Source organism: Salinisphaera sp. G21_0 (assembly GCF_017744115.1).
Taxonomy (GTDB): Bacteria; Pseudomonadota; Gammaproteobacteria; order Pseudomonadales; family Endozoicomonadaceae; genus Endozoicomonas.
This window is the reverse complement of the sequence record NZ_JAGHQW010000039.1, coordinates 15228-36959: the sequence shown is the minus strand read 5'-3', so window position 1 is coordinate 36959 and position 21732 is coordinate 15228. Positions and strand designations below refer to the sequence as shown.

General features: G+C 47.6%; 17 protein-coding genes. 13 read left to right on the top strand and 4 right to left on the bottom strand.

The features are described 5' to 3' along the window. The first annotated feature begins 183 nt into the window (after positions 1 to 183). From alr to J7439_RS17375, 5 genes are all read left to right on the top strand, one after another. On the top strand, positions 184 to 1314 hold the full coding sequence (gene alr, locus J7439_RS17395) for an alanine racemase (protein ID WP_209203224.1): 1131 nt from the start codon (positions 184 to 186) through the stop codon (positions 1312 to 1314). A gap of 85 nt (positions 1315 to 1399) precedes the next feature. Next, positions 1400 to 2266, top strand: coding sequence for a hypothetical protein (locus J7439_RS17390; protein WP_209203223.1), 867 nt, complete (start codon positions 1400 to 1402; stop codon positions 2264 to 2266). A gap of 157 nt (positions 2267 to 2423) precedes the next feature. Continuing rightward, the gene (locus J7439_RS17385) at positions 2424 to 3452 is read left to right on the top strand and encodes a hypothetical protein (RefSeq protein ID WP_209203222.1); all 1029 of its coding nucleotides are present in this window, start codon (positions 2424 to 2426) and stop codon (positions 3450 to 3452) included. 277 nt (positions 3453 to 3729) lie between these two features. Continuing rightward, complete coding sequence (locus J7439_RS17380) at positions 3730 to 4146, top strand: hypothetical protein (RefSeq protein ID WP_209203221.1); 417 nt, start codon at positions 3730 to 3732, stop codon at positions 4144 to 4146. A 313-nt stretch (positions 4147 to 4459) separates the two neighbouring features. Further along, the gene (locus J7439_RS17375) at positions 4460 to 6781 is read left to right on the top strand and encodes a macro domain-containing protein (RefSeq protein ID WP_209203220.1); all 2322 of its coding nucleotides are present in this window, start codon (positions 4460 to 4462) and stop codon (positions 6779 to 6781) included. Between the two features lie 248 nt (positions 6782 to 7029). Here the strand turns inward: J7439_RS17375 and J7439_RS17370 are convergent, their stop codons facing one another. From J7439_RS17370 to potA, 3 genes are all read right to left on the bottom strand, one after another. After that, positions 7030 to 7833 carry an ABC transporter permease subunit gene (locus J7439_RS17370; protein ID WP_209203243.1) on the bottom strand — a complete coding sequence of 268 codons (804 nt, stop codon included), beginning with the start codon at positions 7831 to 7833 and terminating at the stop codon, positions 7030 to 7032. Between the two features lie 77 nt (positions 7834 to 7910). Next, positions 7911 to 8861, bottom strand: coding sequence for an ABC transporter permease subunit (locus J7439_RS17365; RefSeq protein ID WP_209203219.1), 951 nt, complete (start codon positions 8859 to 8861; stop codon positions 7911 to 7913). 156 nt (positions 8862 to 9017) lie between these two features. After that, positions 9018 to 10187 carry a polyamine ABC transporter ATP-binding protein gene (potA, locus tag J7439_RS17360; protein ID WP_209203218.1) on the bottom strand — a complete coding sequence of 390 codons (1170 nt, stop codon included), beginning with the start codon at positions 10185 to 10187 and terminating at the stop codon, positions 9018 to 9020. Between the two features lie 445 nt (positions 10188 to 10632). Between potA and lrp the strand changes: the two genes are divergently transcribed. Then, complete coding sequence (gene lrp, locus J7439_RS17355; protein WP_020582577.1) at positions 10633 to 11121, top strand: leucine-responsive transcriptional regulator Lrp; 489 nt, start codon at positions 10633 to 10635, stop codon at positions 11119 to 11121. Positions 11122 to 11190: 69 nt separating this feature from the next. On the opposite strand, the gene J7439_RS17350 is transcribed toward lrp, so the two are convergent. Then, the gene (locus J7439_RS17350; protein WP_209203217.1) at positions 11191 to 11562 is read right to left on the bottom strand and encodes a PilZ domain-containing protein; all 372 of its coding nucleotides are present in this window, start codon (positions 11560 to 11562) and stop codon (positions 11191 to 11193) included. Positions 11563 to 11973: 411 nt separating this feature from the next. On the opposite strand from J7439_RS17350, the gene J7439_RS17345 reads away from it, so the two are divergent. The 7 genes from J7439_RS17345 to J7439_RS17315 all read left to right on the top strand — a co-directional run bounded on the left by J7439_RS17345 (position 11974) and on the right by J7439_RS17315 (position 21641). Then, on the top strand, positions 11974 to 13020 hold the full coding sequence (locus J7439_RS17345) for a Leu/Phe/Val dehydrogenase (protein ID WP_209203216.1): 1047 nt from the start codon (positions 11974 to 11976) through the stop codon (positions 13018 to 13020). An 11-nt stretch (positions 13021 to 13031) separates the two neighbouring features. After that, entirely contained in the window at positions 13032 to 14156 is a 1125-nt protein-coding gene (gene pdhA / locus J7439_RS17340) for a pyruvate dehydrogenase (acetyl-transferring) E1 component subunit alpha (protein ID WP_209203215.1), read from the top strand. Continuing rightward, the gene (locus tag J7439_RS17335; RefSeq protein WP_209203214.1) at positions 14149 to 15132 is read left to right on the top strand and encodes an alpha-ketoacid dehydrogenase subunit beta; all 984 of its coding nucleotides are present in this window, start codon (positions 14149 to 14151) and stop codon (positions 15130 to 15132) included. The genes pdhA and J7439_RS17335 overlap by 8 nt, the downstream gene beginning before the upstream one ends. 118 nt (positions 15133 to 15250) lie before the next feature. Beyond that, complete coding sequence (locus J7439_RS17330; protein ID WP_209203213.1) at positions 15251 to 16342, top strand: dihydrolipoamide acetyltransferase family protein; 1092 nt, start codon at positions 15251 to 15253, stop codon at positions 16340 to 16342. A 523-nt stretch (positions 16343 to 16865) separates the two neighbouring features. Beyond that, positions 16866 to 18788, top strand: a complete 1923-nt coding sequence (locus J7439_RS17325; RefSeq protein WP_101748262.1) for a PrkA family serine protein kinase — start codon at positions 16866 to 16868, stop codon at positions 18786 to 18788. Positions 18789 to 18864: 76 nt separating this feature from the next. Beyond that, the gene (locus tag J7439_RS17320; protein ID WP_209203212.1) at positions 18865 to 20142 is read left to right on the top strand and encodes a YeaH/YhbH family protein; all 1278 of its coding nucleotides are present in this window, start codon (positions 18865 to 18867) and stop codon (positions 20140 to 20142) included. Continuing rightward, a complete protein-coding gene (locus J7439_RS17315; protein WP_209203211.1) occupies positions 20139 to 21641 on the top strand; it encodes a SpoVR family protein in 1503 nt (500 codons plus the stop codon). Before J7439_RS17320 ends, J7439_RS17315 begins: the two co-directional genes overlap by 4 nt. Positions 21642 to 21732: the final 91 nt, after the last annotated feature.

Here is a 21732-nt window from a genome sequence, read left to right as displayed (position 1 = left end):
ACTCTGTTCAGTGGACTATTACGGTCTAATAAAGATTAAAAAGCAATCAAAGCTATGGATAAATACGATCAAAGGGTATTATTTATTCAATATAATGATTTCGATAAACACATAAAGAGCTGTTAGTTATTAATTGATAGGATGCTGCCCTTAACTGGCATTTCCGGGGGAGTCTCAAAAGGCATGGGCCGACCAGCAACAGCAAAGATAAATCTTGATGCACTGCGTCATAATTATCGTATTATCCAACAACTGTCTGCCAGGGGCACTGGTAATGGTCAGGTGATGGCAGTGGTCAAGGCAGACGCCTATGGCCATGGTGCAACAGCCTGTGCAACCGCGCTGGCGGATATTGCCAGCGGGTTTGCCGTTGCCTTTATTGAGGAAGCCCTGGAACTTCGTGCTGCTGGCATCAAACAACCCATACTGCTGCTGGAAGGTTTCTTTGAACCTTCAGAACTGGAAATGATTGACCAGTATCGTCTGGATACGGTGATCCATCATCAGTATCAGATTGATGCATTAGTCGCCCACCGTCCCAAACATCCGGTAAGGCTGTGGCTGAAAATGGATTCCGGTATGGGGCGGGTTGGTTTTGCTCCTGATGAGTACCGCAAAGTGTGGGAACAACTCAATGACCTCCCTTTTGTCAAAGACATTGTGTTGATGAGTCATTTCGCCTGTGCCGACGAGCCGGACAGTGATCATGCACAACAGCAGCTGACAACGTTCAATACTTATACCCATGGCCTGCCTGGTGAGCGCAGTTTCTGTAACTCTGCCGGGCTGGTTGCCCTGAAAGAAGTGCAGAGTGAGTGGAATCGTCCTGGTCTGCTGCTGTATGGGGTTTCTCCATTTGCGCAAATTCATGATATCCAGCAAACAATAAAACCGGTGATGGAACTGAGTTCAGCCATCATCAGCATCAAAACCATCCCTGCCGGGAGTTCCGTGGGTTATGGCAGTCAGTGGATCGCCCGGAGAACCACCCGGATCGGTGTGGTGGCTATTGGCTATGCAGATGGTTACCCCCGCCATGCCGCCAATGGTACACCGGTGTATATTAACGGCTGCCGTGTACCGCTGGTGGGCAGAGTATCCATGGATATGCTGACGGTGGACTTAACCGATTTGTCCGATGTGCAGATAGGGGACCGTGCCATCCTGTGGGGAGATGACTTGCCCATTAATGAGGTGGCAAAGGGTGCAGGTACTATTCCTTATCAGCTGCTTTGCAATTTGAACCGTGTTCCTGTGCTATATCACGGCATTCTCATCCCTGAGCAACTGGATTTTGATCAAATGGAGATCTGATACCAATGCTATTTGCAAATTTCTGAAGCGGAACTTTTTCCCAAACCTATGCTCTGAAGGAAGGGAAAAAAGTAAAGGCATAATCATGAACGCTGCAAATGCTATTATTGATCGTTTTGTCAGTTTTTCTGATTATCAAAGGTCAAGTGAATTTGTAAAAAATCCAACAGCCAATATATTCAGTCCGTTACGAAAGGTAAGTTCAGAGCCTGCAAGAAATAATTATTTACCATTGAGTCACGACTTAAAGTTTGAAATTGCCAGATATCTTAATTTGAAGGACTTTATCGCCTTTAGTTCAATCAATGTTGATAATTATTTTTCGCTTAGATCGGACGACCTTTTGGTAAGAAGAGTTCTTGAAAATGAACCGCAGGTAGTATTGTTTGAAAGACTCAATGATTTGAAACAAAAAGCACGACAATATCCCTTCGAAATTAATGGGCCAATTAAATTGAATGAGAATCATGACGCAATAATACCGCCTGTGGCCACATCTCCCGGGCCTGCACGACTTATCTTAAAGAAAGATCCTGTATACTATAAATATCAATCAGCTAATTTTGTTAAATTATTTCAATGTCTATGTACGCTTGCCAATGATGATTCAACGGATGTCTTTTTTAGAGCACATATTTGTTCGTTAACAATAGATATTAATAACAGAATGAGTTTAAAATACGGTAAAAAAACTGAAGGTGCTACACTTCGTGCGTTATATTTTATAGAGATTGCATCAAAAGTAAACCAACTGATAAGTATTGAAGAAAAAGATAAGAAGCTACATACATTAGCCAATATGATTGAAAATAATGAAATTATAATAGCTAATCTGAGTGAAGTTTATTATTTTAAATCAGTATTAAGAAATAAGAACGAGTTTGATTGGGAAAAGTTTATTGATTATCTGCGAATAAAGAAGAATAAAAAACTGGAACTTTCCGATCTTTAGGCTGTCCACGATCTATTTTTTAGGGTATCCAGCAAAAAATAAAACTGGCGATGAAGTGGGGATTTGACTCAGGATTTTCATTGATCAATTCGAAGCGGAACTTTTTCCCAATCTGATGATCAAACCAATATGGAATTGCAGAAATGTAGGCATAAGTATGAATTTTGAAAATGCCATTGTTGATAGTTTTGCCAATATTTCTGAGTATCATAGGTCAAGTGAATTTGTAAAAAATCCAACAGCTAATATATTCACCCCGTTACGAAAGGTGAAATCAGAGCCTGCAGAAAACAATTATTTGCCATTCTCCCAGGAATTAAAATTTAAAATTGCCCAACACCTTAGTTTGAAGGACTTTCTTGCCTTTAGCTCAATCAATGTGGATAATTACCTTTCTCTTAGATCGGACGATCTTTTAGTAAAAATGGCTTTTAAAAATAAACCAAAAGTAAGAATGCTTGAAAGGTTTGATGATTTAAAACAAAGAGCAGAAAAATACCCTTTTGATATTGATGAAAAGATTAAAACTGATCAGCATCTTAATGTACTTATACCATCTGTAGCCCTATCTCCGGGGCCGGCAAGACTTATCATAAATAATATTTTTGGCATTAATGACTATCAACCATACGATTTTGTTAAATTATTTCAACAACTATGCATGCTCGCCAAGGGTGATTCATCGGTAACTGAGCACAAACGACCGGAAGATTCTACAGATGATCCTCTGCAGCCTGATAGAGTTGCTGAAATGATGACAGAAATTGAGGTTTTGTCAGTCAAAGATGAGCAGTTAGATTCTACATGCAATCCTCTACAGCCCGGTAAAATTGCTGAAGTGATGACGGAAACTGAGGTTTTACCAGTCAAAAATGTGCAGTTAGATCCAGAAGATGTCTTGTTTACAGCACATATTTGTTCATTAGCGATAGATATTAATAACAGAATGAGTTTAAAAGGTGAGAAATATGCCACAACATTTGCTTTGTCTTTTTTACACATTGCATTACAAGTTAAGAAAGTAATAAAAACTGAAGATAAAGCTGACAAGGTGGATTCATTAGCTAACATGATTGAAAATAATAGAATCCACCCGGGCAGACTGAGAAAGGCACATTTTAATAAAAAATTAATTAATGATGATGAGTTCGATTGGGACACATTTATTAATGGGCTGACTAAGTAGTTAAACCGGATATTTCATAAACGTGCTCCCGCTCTTGCTTGTCCTTTGCCGCTCTGAGGGAGTTTTGTTCAGTCGACCGTGCTCCCCGGTACAGCGCTTCCTCACAAAATCCCATAGAGCGACAAAGTCCGGCGCGAGATTCGGGGCAGTTTATGAAGTATCCGGGTTAACATCAATTTGGAACTTTTCGATTTAAAGGCTGTCCACGCTCTGCTTTTTATAAAAAGTCAGATTACCAATTCTCAAGACCGGCTATGCCTGTCACGGGAATTTGCAGGTGAAATCACGAGGTGACCGGTCAGTGAACGGCGTTTCCGGAGGTATCGTATATCCACAGGCTGCTCAACCCAGCGGGGCCAATGAAGCTTCGGCTACCCTGGCTTCGAGAGTGACTGCATTTGGGCGGCGTTGTTGTCTGAATTCTACTGTCGGGTTATTGGGTGGATATGTTCTGATGGTTAGTGGTGGTGTGGGCGGTGGTTTTCTCTATTCCCACTCCCGGGGGCTGGAGGCGAATGAGGTTGATACACAAGTTAATGTCATCTACGGTGCCCTGACCGGTTTAATGGTATATGCCGCAGGGGTGTGTTGTGTATTTGCCTGTAAAAAGGCTATTGGTGCAAGGTCTGTTGAGTCTGTTCAGGAACCTTTACCGCTGACGCTGATGGATCAAAATGGCTCACACAGCAGCTAACCCGGATATTTCATAAACATATTTGAGGTGTGAACACACGTCTTGTTCTCCCTGTTTCTGGCCACTATGTCATTGTTGCAGAAAGCTACAGGAGAACGAGCCCTAAGTCATCAGCGGCTTCCGGTAATACTTGAAAAATAAAGGAAACTCATACCAGTCACTTTACCTGCCAGGAATCGCGTGAGAGAAAATGCTTGCTAATTTTGGAACTATATTACCGATTTTCAGTCTAACTCAATTATTGGGTCTACAGTTGCCCTTAATTTGATTGCACAAATCAATACTAATTTCACGATAATTTAAGGAGGCTGAAATGGATGGTGCCATTGAAACATTCTGTGCTCGGGTAGTGAGACACAGTTCTCTTAATATGAAGGAGTGTGGCATTAATGAAGAATGGCAACAGCTGGTCTTTGGGCTAGCAGTTCGTAAAGTTGATAATGATTGCCTGCTTAAACAACTGGAAAAGTATCCATCCCTTAGGCATATAGTTGGCAAAAAGGTTGTCAAAAAAGAGGATGTGTCACGATATTATATCAATCTGGCTAATGAGACTGAACAAAGATTGCCTGGCAGGGTAACACTGGTTACTTGTAATGAGGGATTATTGAGATGGGTAGAGCGTAAAGATGACCTTGTCCCCTATGGGATAGTGAACTCTGTGGACCTGAACATGCAATTTCATAGAGGTATTGCAAAGGTTATCAAAGAAAAGTTTGGTGGCAACAATAGTAACTATGTTCAGGTGTCTCAGCAGCCCGGGAATCTTATCAATCACGGTGAATGTTTTACTTATGACTGTATTCGTGGTGACAAACCATCTGATCTCAATAATTGCCGGGCGGTTCACAATGTGTTGGTTCCTTTAGCGAATGATGGGAGGTTTGCAGAAAAGCTTGAAAAAACGTTTTTTGAGTTATTTAAAGCGGCTGATGTCCACCCGGAACTATCTCGGATTTACTGCCCTCTGCTCAGTTGCGGCCTTGCGGGTGGCACAGGAAAAGATTTGGCAGAAGCGATTTCGAAAGCCAAGGCTAAATTTGAATCAACAGGCAGGCAAGCACCAGAACTGATTCTGGTGGGCAGGTCTTCTGCAGCCAGTGACCGGACAGCATGCCGAGACTTTGCAAGTCGCTGGGATGTGCTGGCTCAACGCAATTCTGCAACAGGTTCACCGGTTCGCAGTGTAACAACGCCCGCTGCAATGAGCAGCTCCGCGGCTGTGGCCACGGCAATTAACACGGCAGCAAGCACAGGCCGTGCTGACAAGGCATCGACAGAGCTGTTTCCTAATCAGCTGGAAATAGCAATGCACCCTGATAAAGGTATGTTTGGTCGTGCCAGAGAACTCTCGAAACAAGGAAAACCATTCGATCTGGTCAATGCTGCAAATCGTGAAATGAGACATAGCGGGGGTGTCGCAGGACAATTTTCAAGTGATCTTGGCGCTCAATTTAACCACGATACCAGTATTCATAAGGTTGGAACTGGCAAGTGTTATACCACCGGGCCCTATGGATATGCCACTGATTCCACCCGTGGTTTGCGCCATTGCCAGCATATTCATAACGTGGTTGCCCCAAATAAGAAAGATTATGATTTGAGTGTTAACCGTTCTGGTGTAGGGGTAGAAAAATATCAGCGGGATTTCACCAATGCTTTTGTTTCACTGCTCCTTGGAGCCAGTGACAATGGCAGCAATACCATTGTCAGTTGTTTTATAGGCTGTGCAATTTTTGGTGGCAGTGGTGAGGATATGGCCCGTGCGCTCCATGCGGCTTATCAGGATCCTCGTATACAGAAGTTATCCAAAGTACCCAAATTAATACTCGTGGGTTGGGATAATAAGAATAATAAGGATAAGGAAGTACACGACGATTTTATTAAAGCTTTCAAGAGCCTGAACGCGGCTAAACCGGTACATTTACCCACGGGTATAACACCTGTCGGTACCCACCCGGCAGGTGTTTCTGGCACTATGCTTGCAGTAGGACATGGTGCAATCCCAAAGAAAACCGCCTCTTATTTCCAGGCAGCCCAATCGGGAGCGGTCAGATCTGAACCAGCAGTGCCCTCAAGGTCTCAGCCTCAATCCCGGGTTTCAACACCAGCCGATTCGCCCATACCAAAAAGCGCTGCCAGGCTGTTTAGTCATCCGGTTGGGGTGCTTGGCTTTGCTCGGAGATACTATGGCAATAGTGAGCCATTTTCACTGGTAAATGCCGTGCAGAAACCTGATGATCTGCTGAAAACTGATGTGGCGCTTCAGGGGGGGGCCAGAGAGGGTTATATAGAGCATATGATCGTGGACGGTGGTCAGGCTACCTTCAATAGCAAGGGGTACTATCAATGTGAGGCATGGCTATATAAAGAGACTGAGGGCTTTAAAGGCTGCCAGAAAATTCATTCGGTGCTCTTTCCAAAAGTAACGGATATAAGTGGGTTTTCGCAGCAGCTGGTAACGTTAATCATCAACGCTGCTTCGGAAAAAAGGCTGGTGTTCCCACTGTATGAGCTTGGAGGGGCTACAGATAGTGAACTCAAAGCTGTACTGAAGCAGGTTTATTCAGATCCTAAGGTATTATCGATGGCCAGGCAAGGGACGCTGCCAAAACTCTATTTTGTCGATAAATAAAGGCGAGGTGTCGTTGATGCCGGGTGATGCTTTTACACAAACGACAACGGGTTCGGGCAGAGGCCATCCAGGGAGCAGGCGTTTCTTGTCGCACGAGCTTGATGTAGCCAGACTGAGTGTGACTCAGGCTTTCGGGGTGAGGACGTCAAGCAGAAATGCACGTCGGGACAGTCCCGGAGCATCCGGGTCTGGTAAAAGTTGAGGAACGAATTAAAAAGCCGGAGTAGATCCGGCTTCTGATTATCATGCTAACTGGTGCCAAACCTTTCCAGGCTGGCCCTTCTTTCCCTTTCTGAGCGGCGCATAAACCACCAGCCAAACAGGGCTGCCAGAGAGACCACCAGAATAATCAGTGTCGCCATGGCGTTAATTTTCGGTGAGATCCCCAGGCGCACCGAAGAGAATACCACCATTGGCAGAGTGGTCGAGCCCGGGCCGGAGACAAAGCTGGCAATCACCAGATCATCCAGAGACAGGGTGAACGCCAGTAACCAGCCAGCGGCTAACGATGGGGCAATGGTTGGAATCGTGATCAGAAAGAACGTCCGCAGTGGTGTTGCACCGAGATCCATCGCCGCCTCTTCAATAGAGCGATCTACCTCCCGCAACCTGGCACTAACGACAACAGCCACATAAGCGGTGGAGAAGGTGACGTGGGCGATCCAGATGGTCAGCATGCCCCGTTCCATGGGCCAGCCGATCAGGTCGGCCATGGTGACAAACAGCAGCAGCAGCGACAGGCCGGTAATCACATCGGGCATCACCAGGGGAGCCGTCAACATGCTGTTGAAGGCGGTTCTGCCACGGAATTTGCCAAAGCGGTCAAGGGCAAAAGCCGACACAGTACCCAGAATGACCGCCATGGATGCGTTATAGAAAGCAATTCTCAAGCTGATCCATACCGCGCCCATCAGTTGTTCATCCTGAAACAGCTCCACGTACCATTTGGTTGAGAAGCCCGCCCAGACGGTCACCAGTCGTGAAGCGTTAAAGGAGTAAAACACAAGGATAAACATGGGTAGATAGAGGAAGGTCAGCCCAAGTATCAGCATGATGGTGGAAAAACCCGGTGTTTTGATTCTTCCCAGGGCGCTTGTGCGTTCAGTTCCTGTTTCTGTAGAAAGCGTCATTACAGGCTGGCCTCCAATTGATTCGCCTGCTGGCGATTGAAGAAGGCGATGGGCAAGCACAGGATCAACAGCATGATCATGGCCAGGGCACTGGCCAGCGGCCAGTCACGATTGTTGAAAAACTCCTGCCAGAGCACTTTACCGATCATCAGGCTCTCAGGCCCACCCAGCAGCTCAGGAATCACGTATTCACCCACGGCAGGGATAAAGACCAGCATACAGCCTGCGACAATGCCACCCATGGACAGTGGCAGTGTAACCCTGAAAAAGGTTTCCCATGGACGACAGCCCAGATCATTGGCCGCCTCCAGCAGTGATTTGTCCAGCTGGGTCAGGTTGGCATAAATAGGGAGCACCATAAAGGGCAGATAGGCATAAACGATGCCTATATAAACGGCAATGTTGGTGTTCAGGATCTGCAGGGGCTGGTCAATCAGGCCACACCACATCAGCAGGTTGTTCAATAACCCGTTATTTTTCAGTATTCCCATCCAGGCGTATATGCGGATCAGGAATGAGGTCCATGATGGCAGTAGCACCAGCATGAGCAGGAAACTTTGTTTTCTTCCCGGTGCCTGAGCCATGGCGTAGGCCATGGGATAGCCCAGTAGAAGGCAGAAAAAGGTAGCAACCAGGGCCAGCCTGATCGAGGTCAGATAGGCCTGCAGGTACATCTCATCCTCGGCCAGGAACAGGTAGTTGCCCAGATTTAAATTCAGTGTCAGTACTTCATCAAAGTACTCAAAGATGGCCGAATAGGGCGGAATGGCAATTTCTGCCGATGAAAAGCTGATCTTGACCACAATCAGGAAGGGGACAAGAAAGAATAACAGTAGCCAGAGATAGGGGACGCCAAGAACGAGGCGACGTCCCCACAGCTCCCTTAAGGCGTTTAGCCTCTCTGGTCCACACGCTATCGCGGAGGCACCTTTTGTTAACAGGTTGGACATGACAGATTCCACACAATATCCGTTACCAGTGGCTTACATGTACGACGGTAAGCCTGAATAGTTTACAAAATAGAAAGCCTTCGGCTTTTAGCCAATGGAAAGCCTTCAGACTGTTCTTAAACACGAAAAATATTGAATAAGGTTAGCGGTGATTGATCAGCTATTCAGGACGACACCACTGTCATCATCCCAGCTGATATAGACTTCATCACCCCAGGTCGGGTTGTCGGCGGTCCGGATCACATTCGCCATGTTGGACTGTACAGTCATGCCCGACGGAAGCCGGATATGATAAACCGAATGTCCTCCCAGATAGGCAATGTCGTGTACCACACCCTTGCTCCAGTTGTAGTTCCCTTCCGGTTGCTCCCGGGTCACCATGGTTTTTTCAGGACGCACGGCAATCCAGACTTTGCGGTCTTCCAGTGGTGCCATGATACCGTGGCCAATGTAGATCGGCTGTTGCACCTGTTGCGATTGAATGATGACGTAACCCGCTTCTTCTTCGGTGATTTCTCCTTCAAACATATTGACGGAGCCAATGAATTCGGCGGTCATGCGGCTGTTGGGGTTTTCGTAGATATCGATAGGGGTACCCACCTGAACAATCCAGCCGGCATCCATAATGCCAATGCGCTCGGCCATGGTCATCGCCTCTTCCTGATCATGGGTCACCATAATGCAGGTGACGCCCACCTCTTCGATGATATCCACAACCTCAAGCTGCATGCGGCTGCGCAGCTTCTTATCCAGCGCACCCATGGGCTCATCCAGCAACAGCAACTTTGGTTGCTTTGCCAGGCTTCTCGCCAGGGCCACACGCTGGCGCTGGCCACCAGAAAGCTGATGGGGTTTACGGCGGGCATACTTTTGCATATGTACCAGTGTCAGCATCTCCTCAACACGATGGGCAATGATGTCTTTGGGCAGGCGGTCCTGCTTTAATCCAAATGCCACGTTTTGCTCCACGGTCATATGAGGGAACAGGGCATAGGACTGAAACATCATATTGATGGGGCGCAGATACGGTGGCAGGTGAGTAATATTCTGCCCATCCAGGAAAATTTTGCCCTCAGACGGTGTTTCAAAGCCCGCGAGCATCCGCAGTAATGTGGATTTTCCAGATCCGGAGCCACCCAGCAGTGCGAAAATCTCACCCTTTTTAATATTCAGACTGACATTATCAACAGCGATAACGTCATCGAACTTTTTGGTGACCTGGTCGATTTTGACCAGTATCTCATTGCCTGAGCGACTTTTTGTCGCAGGTGTCGAAAGCGTCGACGGCGTTGGGGAATGTTTCGGGGAGGCAGATGCTGTACTCATCTAAAATTTTCTCCAGCCCGGAATATAAAGAACAGGGTAGAACCCGGTGAGTGTGCTTTAATAGGTTCTGTTGACATAAGTTTATCGTTAGAAACTCAGGTTCGCTTGTGGCGACCATGGGTTCTTTGCTTATGAAAAGAGCCTTCAAACCCTCAAGGAAGTGAAAAGCCCGCGCATTGTCCATAAAAATGCAGGGATTGAAAATGATTTTGCGATAAACCCTGATGGAGGATATTAGTAATCCTCACTTGCAGATTCATCATTGGTACCCTAACCTCCCTCTGCTAGAAGGGGAGGTGATTTACCCATTAGATATTAGAATAACGGTTGTCTTAATCAGGATCTGTCCTAAAAAAGATGAATACAAAGCTCACTAATCCCTTATGCTATTGTGTTCCACTTTTCTTAGTGCCTGAACACGCATTGTCAATAAACGACTGAAATCATGAGAAGCCGAAAAGAAGTTGTTCGCCAGTTGGATCGTATCGATCGTAATATTCTCCGTACCCTGCAAGAGCAAGGGCGTATATCGTATGTAGAGCTGGCGGATAAGGTCGGGCTGAGTACGACGCCGTGTATGGAACGGGTCAAGCGCCTGGAAAGGGAAGGCATTATCCAGGGCTATTCCGCACGCCTGAACCCGAAGTATCTTCAGGCAGGGCTTCTTGTGTTTGTGGAAATCAGCCTCTATACCAAATCCGCTGATATCTTTGATGACTTCCGCAAAGCGGTCATCAAGCTGCCAAACGTGCTGGAGTGCCATCTGGTCTCTGGTCACTTTGACTATCTGGTCAAAGCCAGGATTTCAGAGATGGCCTCTTACCGTGAGCTGTTAGGGGATATTCTTCTGAAGTTGCCAGGGGTCAGGGAGTCCAAGAGCTATATCGTGATGGAAGAACTCAAGGAAACGCTCAGCCTGCCAATTGCAGATTAACTGTTTCCTGGCTTGTTTAAGATTGTTTGTGAGTGTTTACTTCTACTCTGATCAGCTTCAGAAAGGTATCTAACCTTCCTGAAGTTCGCCCGCTACCTGATAATCCCTTATGTAGTAGTTCAATGCGACTTCGTCCTGATCTTCGATACTGCGTAAAACAAAACCTGCGGCGAAATCAGCCTGTTCACTGACGGTTTGACACCAGACGCACTCTGCACTCATGGATACTCGATAAGCACCTTCCTGTGGCCCTGGCAAGATCAGTGTGACATTCCGGGTTTCTGATGGCCTGACACCCTGATTGGTCAGTATGCTGAATCCTCCTTTTGAGACATCTTCAAGAATGCCGATAGACAGACCGGTGTCGTTATCCAGCACTTCTGCGGTTTTTTCCAGTGTTTTTCTGGGAAATCGACGCTTTTCTTGTTGTGTTTGCGACATTTTGGCCTCCATGGATTAGAGGGAAGGAAGAACTAAGTTATCACCTTTTGTTTTCAAAATGCATCTTTTACCTGTTTTGCCAAAACAGGTTTTTATGAAAACGTGCTTTATGGCTGGTGAGATTTTAAGTCAATTAGTTGATTTAAATAGCGGCCAATGGCGGCAGAGCATGACGTTTCCTAAAACTTATTGACTGTTGACAACAGGACTTAACTTCCTCTGTAATCGAATAAGGCGTTATCAGAAAGCCTGGTTGTTGATAGAACGTTAACCGCTGACTGTGATTAAAGTTCTACCATACAAAACAACAATAAATAGCCACGTCTGCCAGCTTGCCCTAACCCCGGGATGCCGATAGACAGGGCACTAAACCAGAGCCTGCTGCTCTGCAACATACGGAGGGATCCCGTCATGTTCAGACAGATTGCCGAGGCGCGTATCAACGATCTTCATTGCAAATTTGATGAAGAATCCGGCCTCAAATCCGTCATCGCTATTCACAGTACCCGCAGAGGTCCAGCCCTCGGTGGGTGTCGAATCATTCCCTATTCTTCCCCTGACGAAGCCATCACTGATGCCATTCGCCTTGCCCGTGGTATGAGCTACAAATCAGCACTGGCTGGTCTGGATCTCGGGGGCGGCAAAGCGGTCATTATGGAACCGGAAGGAGACTATGACCGGACAGCGCTTTTCAAAGCGTTCGGGCGTTTTCTCAATGAGCTTGGCGGTCGTTATGCAACGGCTATGGACAGTGGCACAACGGTGGCGGATATGGACACCATTGCTACTCAGTCAGCCCATGTGACCTGTACTTCATCCGGTGGCAGCCCGGCACCTTTTACCGCTGAAGGGGTTTATTATGGAGTGCTTGCCTGCCTTAAAGCTCATCCTTCTCTGCCAGATAATCTGAAAGGTTTAAGGGTTGCTGTTCAGGGGCTGGGTAATGTTGGCTATGCCCTTTGTCAGCGACTGTTTAACGATGGGGCTCAATTGATTGTTGCCGATATCAATCAGGATCGTGTTGATCAGTGTGTCCGGGAGTTCGGTGCCAAAGTGGTTGCACCGGATGACATATATTCGGTGCCCTGCGATCTGTTCAGCCCCTGTGGCCTTGGCGGCATCCTCAATAGCGACACCATTGGCAAGTTACAGTGTGCTGCTGTTGCCGGCTCAGCCAATAACCAGCTGCTGACTGAGGAAGACGGTATTGCCCTCTTCGACCGTGACATTCTCTTTGCCCCGGACTACCTGATTAATTCCGGTGGATTGATTTTTGTGGCCATGACTTACCTGCAAAGCAGTCAGAGTGATATGCACCGTCGCCTCCGTGGCATTCATGACACCCTGTTAGAGATTTTCAGCCGACAGAATCAGGCCGGGTTACCCGCCAGTGTTATTGCTGACCAGATGGCCGAAGCCATTGTGCATGGTGATAACTCTTCACAATTGACGGCATAGGGAGAACAGAAATGGATTTAACAGCAAACCCTTCCCTCGCCATGGAGCAGTTTCTGGATGCTGAAGGCGAAGTCATCAAACGACTGCCAGCCTGGGTCAGTAATCAAGACATTCTCATTGATTACTACCGATCCATGGTGACCGCCCGGCAGGCAGATCAGAAAGCGGTGGCATTGCAGCGGACCGGTAAGATGGGCACTTACCCTTCCTGTCTTGGACAGGAGGCCATCAGCACGGTGTGTGCTGCCCTGCTGGAAAAAGAAGATGTTCTGATTCCTTATTACCGGGATCTTCCGGGGTTGATGCGACGTGGCATTGCTCTGAGTGATGTCATGCTCTACTGGGGTGGTGATGAACGCGGGAGTGCCAGTCCGGCCTGGGGTCAGGATCTGCCGAATTGTGTCCCCATTGCGACACAGGCTGGCCACGCGGCAGGTATCGCCACCGCCATTAAAATCCGCCACGAGGCCGGTGACCCGTTGCAAGTGGCCTTATGTGCACTGGGTGATGGCGCTACCTCGAAAGGGGATTTTGGCGAAGCCGTGAATCTGGCCGGTGCCTGGCAGCTGCCCGTGGTTTATATCATTAACAACAATCAGTGGGCGATTTCGGTTCCCAGAAAAATTCAGTCCGGTGCACCGACGTTGGCCCAGAAAGGGCTGGCCGCTGGCCTGCCGTCTTACCAAGTTGATGGAAATGATGTCATTGCCCTTCATGAAGTGGTCAGCGCCGCTATTGACCGTGCTCGCCAGGGTAAAGGCGCTACCGTAATAGAAGCGGTCAGCTACCGGCTTTGCGATCACACCACGGCCGATGATGCCAGCCGTTACCGCGCCAGTGAAGAACTCAAGGATGCCTGGCAACAAGAACCCATCAAGCGGCTCCGTAACTTCCTGCATCACCGGGGGTTGTGGGATGAGCGCAAAGAACAGGCTTTAAAAGATGAGGCTGACCGTATCATTGAGCAGGCCGTGGCAACCTACCTGAACACTCCGCTGCCTGCTATTGAAGACCTGTTTGATTATCACTACGCGAATATGCCAGCCCAACTGGAGCAGCAGAAAAACGAGGCGCTTGCCAGAGAACAGATGCGTCAGGAAAACATGAAATCAGCCGGAGGTCATCTCAATGGATAACAAACTGACCATGGTTGAGGCCGTCAACCTGGCGCTTGATCATGCTATGGACAATGATCCGGATGTTGTGTTGCTTGGCGAAGACATTGGGGTCAATGGTGGTGTCTTTCGGGCAACCCAGGGGCTGCGGGATAAATATGGCCTCAAGCGGGTGATGGATACTCCGCTGGCGGAAACCCTGATTGCCGGTATCAGTGTGGGTATGGCTGCCCAGGGGATGAAACCGGTAGCGGAAATACAGTTTATGGGGTTTATTTTTCCGGCAATGGAACAATTAATCTGCCACGCAGCCCGCATGAGAAACCGAACCCGGGGGCGGTTGGCGTGTCCCCTGGTGCTGCGGGCTCCTTTCGGCGGAGGTATCCATGCCCCGGAACATCATTCGGAAAGCACGGAAGCACTGTTTGCCCATATTCCGGGGTTAAGAGTGGTTATTCCATCGTCACCGGTCAGAGCCTACGGTTTGCTACGTGCTGCCATTAATGAACCGGATCCGGTTATCTTCCTGGAGCCAAAGCGTATCTACCGGGCAAGTAAACAGATAATTGATGCTGCCAGTGACCCTCTGCCACTGGACACCTGTTTCACGTTAAAAGTCGGGCAAGATGTCACATTGGTCAGTTGGGGGGCATCGGTTCGTGAAACAATGGAGGCAGCCGACATTCTGGAGGGTCATGGCATTTTTGCAGAAGTGATTGATGTGGCTACCATCAAGCCTCTTGATATGGAGACAATTCTGACGTCAGTCAGAAAGACCGGACGCTGTGTCATCGTTCATGAAGCTTGTCGGAGTTTTGGTGTGGGGGCCGAGATTGCTGCCGGTCTTATGGAAAGGGCATTTGATGATCTGAAGGCACCCGTTGAACGGGTGACCGGTTTTGATACGACAATGCCCTACTACAGGATGGAAGACCATTATCTGCCTCAGGTCGATGATATTGTCAGGGCATCGATCAAGAGTCTTGCCAGACACTAACCATCATTTGTTAATACCGGAATCATTATTTCAATAGCCCTGAGCGGCAAATACTGCCAGAACTGTAGGACTGCAAAACCAGAAGTAGGCGGTATTTTTATAATAAAAAGGTACATTCATGCGTTTTTTCAATTTACCCGATTTAGGGGAAGGTATACCTGAAGCCGATATTGTTGAATGGCACGTGGGAGAAGGGGATAGCATCAGGGAAGACCAGCCTATGGTCTCTGTCGAAACAGCCAAAGCCGTTGTGGAAGTTCCCGCACCCTGCACCGGAGTGATTGCCCGTCTCTGTGGTCAACCTGGTGACACTATTCTTACCGGAGCCCCGCTGGTGGAGTTTGTAACCGATGAGGAAGATAGCGGTACGGTAGTGGGTAAACTGGCCATTGATGATGCCAGCACCAATAGCGATGATGCTTTTATTATTGGTTCACCAGCGGATGGCCAGATGCAATCGTCGTCTTCAACTCACATGGTTCAAAGTGGACTGCAATCACTGGCTGAGCAATTTCAGGTGGACCTTGCTGCGGTGACCAATCATAGAACCGCTGCACAAACTGCCATTTCCTATCCCCTGGAACATCCAGAGCCATTGAAAGGTGTCCGCAAGCATATGGCCCGCACCATGGCAGAGTCTCATGCTTCCGTCGTCCAGGTAACGCTGTTTGATGATGTGGATATTGATCACTGGGATGATAAAGAAGACATCACCGTTCGTCTGATTCAGGCGATTGCCAATGCCAGTGCCGTGGAGCCTGCGCTTAATGCCTGGTTTGATGGCGCTTCCATGAGCCGTCAGCTTCACGATGCTGTTGACCTGGGACTGGCGGTAGATAGTGAAGAGGGACTCTTCGTTCCGGTGATGCGTGATGTGGCAAAAATGAAGAAAGAAGAAGTACGTGAAAGTATCAATAAGCTCAGGGAAGGGGTGAAAGACAGAAGTCTGCCAAACTCAGAGCTTCAGGGGGCAACCATCACGCTGAGTAATTTTGGTGTCTTTGCCGGAAAATATGCGACACCGGTTGTTGTGCCGCCAACCGTTTGTATTATCGGTGTTGGCAGGTTAAGGGAAGAAATCGTCAGCGTTGATGGCAAGCCTGAGAGCCACCGTACCCTGCCTTTGTCACTGTCGTTTGATCACCGCGCAGCAACGGGTGGTGAAGCAACACGTTTCCTCCATGCAATGATTCAACAGTTGCAGAAGTAGTTAAAAATCCACATTATAAATTCTGGGGCAAAGAAAAATGCGCTATCAGCTTGCTGTTAAAAAAGCAGGGCTGTGTTAATAGTGCCATGCCTGTCGGGCAGCTTTTCCAGGACGAAAAGGCTAAGTGCGAGACCATCAGAAGTTGCGAGCGATGAAGAATAATATCTCTGCCAGCATGCTGCAAGGAAGTCCGTTGTTATAAGACTGTTGTTATGAAAAGTGCATCAATGTAGGCCAGATTTTTTCGACTGAATGTTCGTATCCCGCTTTTGCCGGTCATGACACCGAGTTCTCTGGTTTGTCGGACAGGCATTTTATGTCACCTTTTTCTATAGCATTGTTGATCAGTATGAACTGCTTTTCTGGCATTCAGACCTGCTCGATAAAAGTTATAAAAAAATGTGGTCAAAGTTCTGACTCTGCCGATAGCGTATTTGAGAAGGTTAAGCTTCCAGATGAGCTATCGGTCAAACGTTCCTGGTAATGATTTCAGGAAATCAAGCAGACAAAGGTGGGTGAAGGCATGGACATCTTCAATACATATCAGCAGAGATTTCAATCAACCCAGCAGGAAGAGCTGACCATCGAAGAGTATCTGGCACTGTGCAGGCAGGATTCTTCTGCCTATGCCAATGCGGCTGAGCGCATGCTTATGGCCATTGGTGAGCCGGAGATGGTGGATACCTCAAGGGACCCAAGGCTCAGTCGTATATTTTCCAATAAACTGATTAAGCGTTATCCGGCATTCCGTGAATTCTATGGTATGGAAGAGGCGATTGAGCAGATCGTTTCCTATTTTATGCACGCTGCCCAGGGGTTAGAAGAGAAGAAGCAGATACTTTACCTCTTGGGGCCAGTGGGTGGCGGTAAGTCTTCTCTGGCTGAAAAGCTGAAGGCGTTGATGGAGAAAGTCCCGTTCTACGCGATAAAAGGTTCACCGGTTTTTGAGTCGCCTCTGAATCTGTTTAATCCTGATGAAGATGCCGACATTCTGGAAAAAGAATATGGCATTCCCAATCGTTACCTGGGCGGCATCATGTCACCATGGGCGGTTAAGCGGTTAAATGAGTTTGGCGGTGATATCACCAAGTTCAGAGTGGTGAAGCTGCATCCCAGTATTCTGAATCAAGTGGGTATTGCCAAGACCGAACCCGGCGATGAGAACAACCAGGATATATCCAGCCTTGTGGGCAAGGTGGATATACGACAGTTGGAAGAATACTCTCAGGATGACCCTGATGCCTACAGCTTCTCTGGCGCACTGTGCCGTGCCAATCAGGGCATGATGGAGTTTGTGGAAATGTTCAAGGCTCCCATCAAGGTACTCCACCCGCTGCTGACCGCTACCCAGGAAGGAAACTACAACAGTACCGAAGGTATGGGTGCCATTCCTTATAACGGTATTATTCTTGCCCACTCTAATGAATCCGAGTGGCAGTCATTCAGGAATAATAAGACCAATGAAGCCTTTATTGACCGGGTGAACATCGTCAAGGTGCCTTACTGCACCCGGGTGACGGAAGAAATTCATATTTATGAAAAGCTGCTGGCCAACAGCTCGCTCAAGGAATCCCCCTGTGCACCGGATACCTTGAAAATGCTGGCTAAGTTCACGGTCCTGTCGCGTATCAAGGAGCCGGAAAATTCCAATGTGTATTCCAAGATGCGGATCTATGATGGCGAAAACCTGAAAGATACCGACCCCAATGCCAAGCCACTACAGGAGTACAAGGATTCAGCGGGTGTTGATGAAGGCATGGAAGGTTTGTCTACCCGTTTTGCTTTCAAGATTCTTTCCAAGGTATTCAACTTTGACCCTACGGAAATTGCCGCTAACCCCGTGCACATGCTCTACGTACTGGAGCAGCAGATTGAGCAGCAGCAGTATCCGAAAGAGGTGCATGAACGTTATCTGCGCTATGTGAAAGAGTTCCTGGCACCCAAATACATTGAGTCCCTGGGCAAAGAGATTCAGACTGCCTATCTTGAGTCGTACTCCGAGTATGGACAGAATATTTTTGACCGATACATCACCTATGCTGACTTCTGGATTCAGGATCAGGAATATCGTGACCCTGAAACTGGCGATATTCTCGACCGCTCGGCAATCAATGATGAGCTGGAGAAAATCGAGAAAGCGGCCAGTATCGCCAATCCAAAAGATTTTCGTAACGAAGTCGTTAATTTCGTGCTCAGGGCCAGGGCCAATCACAATGGACAAAACCCGAGCTGGCTCAGCTACGAAAAAATGCGCACCGTGATTGAGAAGAAAATGTTCTCCAATACGGAAGACCTGCTTCCGGTGATTTCATTCAATGCCAAAGGCAGTCAGGAAGATCAGCGCAAACACAATGAGTTTGTTAAGCGCATGGTAGAGAGAGGGTATACCGAGAAGCAGGTCAGGTTGCTGGCTGAATGGTATATCCGGGTGCGCAAGTCGCAGTAACTGCCGTCCGGGTAGAGAGGCAGGGCGAATGGATTCTCGCCCTGTTTGTCATAAAGGGCACACAAGGAGCGTGTTCATGAGTATTATTATCGATCGACGGTTGAATGGAAAAAATAAAAGTACCGTCAATCGCCAGCGGTTTCTTGAGAGATATAAGAAGCATATCAAGAAAGCAGTGTCTGATGCTGTAAATAAACGCTCCATTACTGATGTGGTTTCTGGCAGCGAAGTCACCATTCCCCGAAAAGATCTTTCTGAGCCGGTATTCCGCCACGGTCAGGGTGGGCGTTATAAGCAGGTTCATCCGGGCAACAAGGAGTTTGTCAGTGGTGATCGTATCAAGCGGCCATCGGGCGGCAGTGGCTCCGGAAGCGGTAAGGGCAAGGCTGGCAACAGCGGCGAAGGGATGGATGAATTCAGCTTCCAGATCAATCATGATGAGTTCCTGGAACATATGTTTGATAACCTTGAGCTGCCAAACCTGGTTCGGAAACAGCTGGAGGATATGACGGAATTCAAGATTCGACAGGCAGGGTATACGACAGCAGGCTCTCCGGACCGTCTGAATGTGGTGCGTTCCCTGCGTTCAGCCCATGCTCGTCGTATTGCCTTATCCGGCGGTGATCGTCGGGAGATACGGGCACTGAAAAAAGAGCTCCGGGAAATGGAAGTCAGCCCGGATGAAACGAATCAGCAACGAGTTGTTGAGTTAAGAGAACGGATAAAAGAGCTGAATGCCAAGCTGAAAAGGCTACCATTTATTGATGACTTTGACCTGAAATACAACAACATGGTCAAAGTGCCTTCGCCCAGTAATAAGGCCGTTATGTTTTGTGTGATGGATGTGTCCGGATCCATGACTCAGGACATCAAAGACATGGCCAAGCGCTTCTTTATTCTGCTCTATCTGTTTTTGCAGCGTAATTATAAAGAGATTGAAGTGGTCTTTATCCGTCATCATACAGCCGCAAAAGAAGTGGATGAGGATGACTTTTTCTATTCCAGGGAAACCGGGGGAACCATTGTTTCCAGTGCCCTGGAAATGACCCGTGATGTGATCAATAAGCGTTACAGCCCGGTGGACTGGAATATTTATGTTGCCCAGGCATCGGACGGTGATAACTGGGAAGGGGATTCCAGTGTCTGCACCAAGATTCTCACCGAGCAGATTATGCAAAAGGTCCAGTATTACTGTTATGTGGAAATTACCGACCGTGCCCACCAGAATTTGTGGCGTGAGTACCAGAGTGTAGCGGAGAAGTTTAAAGATCACTTTGCCATGCAGCAGATTAAATCGCCCAGTGATATTTACCCGGTTTTCCGTAAACTGTTTGAAAAAAAGGAAAATGCATGAGCAGCCAGTTGATTTCCAGTGAGCCGGAGTGGACGTTTGAGCTGATTCAGGAATACGACAGGGAACTGGCCCGTCTTGCTGATCGCTTCCGCCTTGAAACCTACCCGAATCAAATTGAGATTATCAGCTCTGAACAGATGATGGATGCCTATGCCTCAACGGGTATGCCATTAATGTATAACCACTGGAGTTTTGGTAAACACTTTCTTCATACCCAGCAAAACTACCAACGGGGCAGAATGGGGCTGGCCTATGAAATTGTGATCAACTCAAATCCCTGCATTGCCTATTTAATGGAAGAAAATACGATGACCATGCAGGCGCTGGTATTAGCCCATGCCAGCTATGGTCATAACTCATTCTTCAAAGGGAACTATCTGTTTCAAACCTGGACCGATGCCGAGTCTATTATCGACTACCTGTTATTTGCTAAACATTATATTTCGGAATGTGAAGAGAAGTATGGCATTGAGGCGGTTGAGGAAATACTCGACGCCTGTCATGCATTAATGAATCAGGGGGTTAATCGATATAAACGGCCCCGGCCCTTATCCGCTGAGCAGGAACAGGCCCGGCAGGAAGAGAGGGCGGAGTATATCCAGAGGACTCTGAACGACATTTGGACCACCATTCCAAAGGTTGAGAAAGATGAGCAGGAACAGGAAGAGCGCTTTCCTAAAGACCCGGAAGAAAACCTGCTCTATTTCCTGGAAAAGAATGCACCGTTATTGGAAACCTGGCAGCGGGAGCTGTTGCGAATAGCCAGAAAAATTGCCCAATACTACTACCCTCAGAAACAGACTCAGGTGATGAATGAGGGGTGGGCCTGTTTCTGGCATTACCACCTTCTGCATGAGCTGTACAACGAGGGCAAGGTGTCCGATGGTTTTATGCTGGAGTTTCTTCACTCCCATTCCAGCGTTATCTATCAGCCACCTTTTGATAGCCCGCAATACAGTGGCATCAACCCATACACCCTCGGCTTCCATATGTTTATGGATATTCGTCGTATTTGTGAAAACCCTACCGATGAAGACCGGGAGTGGTTTCCGGATATTGCCGGCAGCGACTGGCTGGATACTGTTCACTTTGCCATGAAAAACTTTAAGGATGAAAGCTTTATCCTGCAGTTTCTGTCACCCAAAGTGATGCGGGATTTAAGACTGTTTTCAATTCTGGATGATGAGTCCCGCACTTATCTTGAGGTGGACAGCATTCACGATGAAACAGGCTATAAGGCCATCCGTGAGTCACTGGCCGCTCAGTATAACCTGGGTAATAGGGAACCCAACATTCAGGTTTATAATGTCAATGTCCGGGGCGACCGCATGCTGACGCTCCGTCATTACCAGCATGAAGGTCGACCATTGGGAAAAGAGACCGACGAGCTGTTGAAGCATATACACAGGATCTGGCAGTTTGATGTGGAGATTGAGTCGTTTGAAAATGGCACAGTCACTCAAAGCTGGCAGTGCAGTGAGAATAAGAAACGCAAATAAACGTCGATTGATAGCTGATACATTTACGGTAAATATTAAGCAACTATCCATTCATTTTTGAACCACAAAGGACACAAAGAGCACGAAGAAG

Excerpts from the sequence above, each read along its gene's own strand:
- alr (WP_209203224.1), top strand. The coding sequence starts at position 184 with ATGGGCCGACCAGCAACAGCAAAGATAAATCTTGATGCACTGCGTCAT.
- J7439_RS17390 (WP_209203223.1), top strand. The coding sequence starts at position 1,400 with ATGAACGCTGCAAATGCTATTATTGATCGTTTTGTCAGTTTTTCTGAT.
- J7439_RS17385 (WP_209203222.1), top strand. The coding sequence starts at position 2,424 with ATGAATTTTGAAAATGCCATTGTTGATAGTTTTGCCAATATTTCTGAG.
- J7439_RS17375 (WP_209203220.1), top strand. The coding sequence starts at position 4,460 with ATGGATGGTGCCATTGAAACATTCTGTGCTCGGGTAGTGAGACACAGT.
- J7439_RS17370 (WP_209203243.1), bottom strand. The coding sequence starts at position 7,833 with ATGCTGATACTTGGGCTGACCTTCCTCTATCTACCCATGTTTATCCTT.
- J7439_RS17365 (WP_209203219.1), bottom strand. The coding sequence starts at position 8,861 with ATGTCCAACCTGTTAACAAAAGGTGCCTCCGCGATAGCGTGTGGACCA.
- potA (WP_209203218.1), bottom strand. The coding sequence starts at position 10,187 with ATGAGTACAGCATCTGCCTCCCCGAAACATTCCCCAACGCCGTCGACG.
- lrp (WP_020582577.1), top strand. The coding sequence starts at position 10,633 with ATGAGAAGCCGAAAAGAAGTTGTTCGCCAGTTGGATCGTATCGATCGT.
- J7439_RS17350 (WP_209203217.1), bottom strand. The coding sequence starts at position 11,562 with ATGTCGCAAACACAACAAGAAAAGCGTCGATTTCCCAGAAAAACACTG.
- J7439_RS17345 (WP_209203216.1), top strand. The coding sequence starts at position 11,974 with ATGTTCAGACAGATTGCCGAGGCGCGTATCAACGATCTTCATTGCAAA.
- pdhA (WP_209203215.1), top strand. The coding sequence starts at position 13,032 with ATGGATTTAACAGCAAACCCTTCCCTCGCCATGGAGCAGTTTCTGGAT.
- J7439_RS17335 (WP_209203214.1), top strand. The coding sequence starts at position 14,149 with ATGGATAACAAACTGACCATGGTTGAGGCCGTCAACCTGGCGCTTGAT.
- J7439_RS17330 (WP_209203213.1), top strand. The coding sequence starts at position 15,251 with ATGCGTTTTTTCAATTTACCCGATTTAGGGGAAGGTATACCTGAAGCC.
- J7439_RS17325 (WP_101748262.1), top strand. The coding sequence starts at position 16,866 with ATGGACATCTTCAATACATATCAGCAGAGATTTCAATCAACCCAGCAG.
- J7439_RS17320 (WP_209203212.1), top strand. The coding sequence starts at position 18,865 with ATGAGTATTATTATCGATCGACGGTTGAATGGAAAAAATAAAAGTACC.
- J7439_RS17315 (WP_209203211.1), top strand. The coding sequence starts at position 20,139 with ATGAGCAGCCAGTTGATTTCCAGTGAGCCGGAGTGGACGTTTGAGCTG.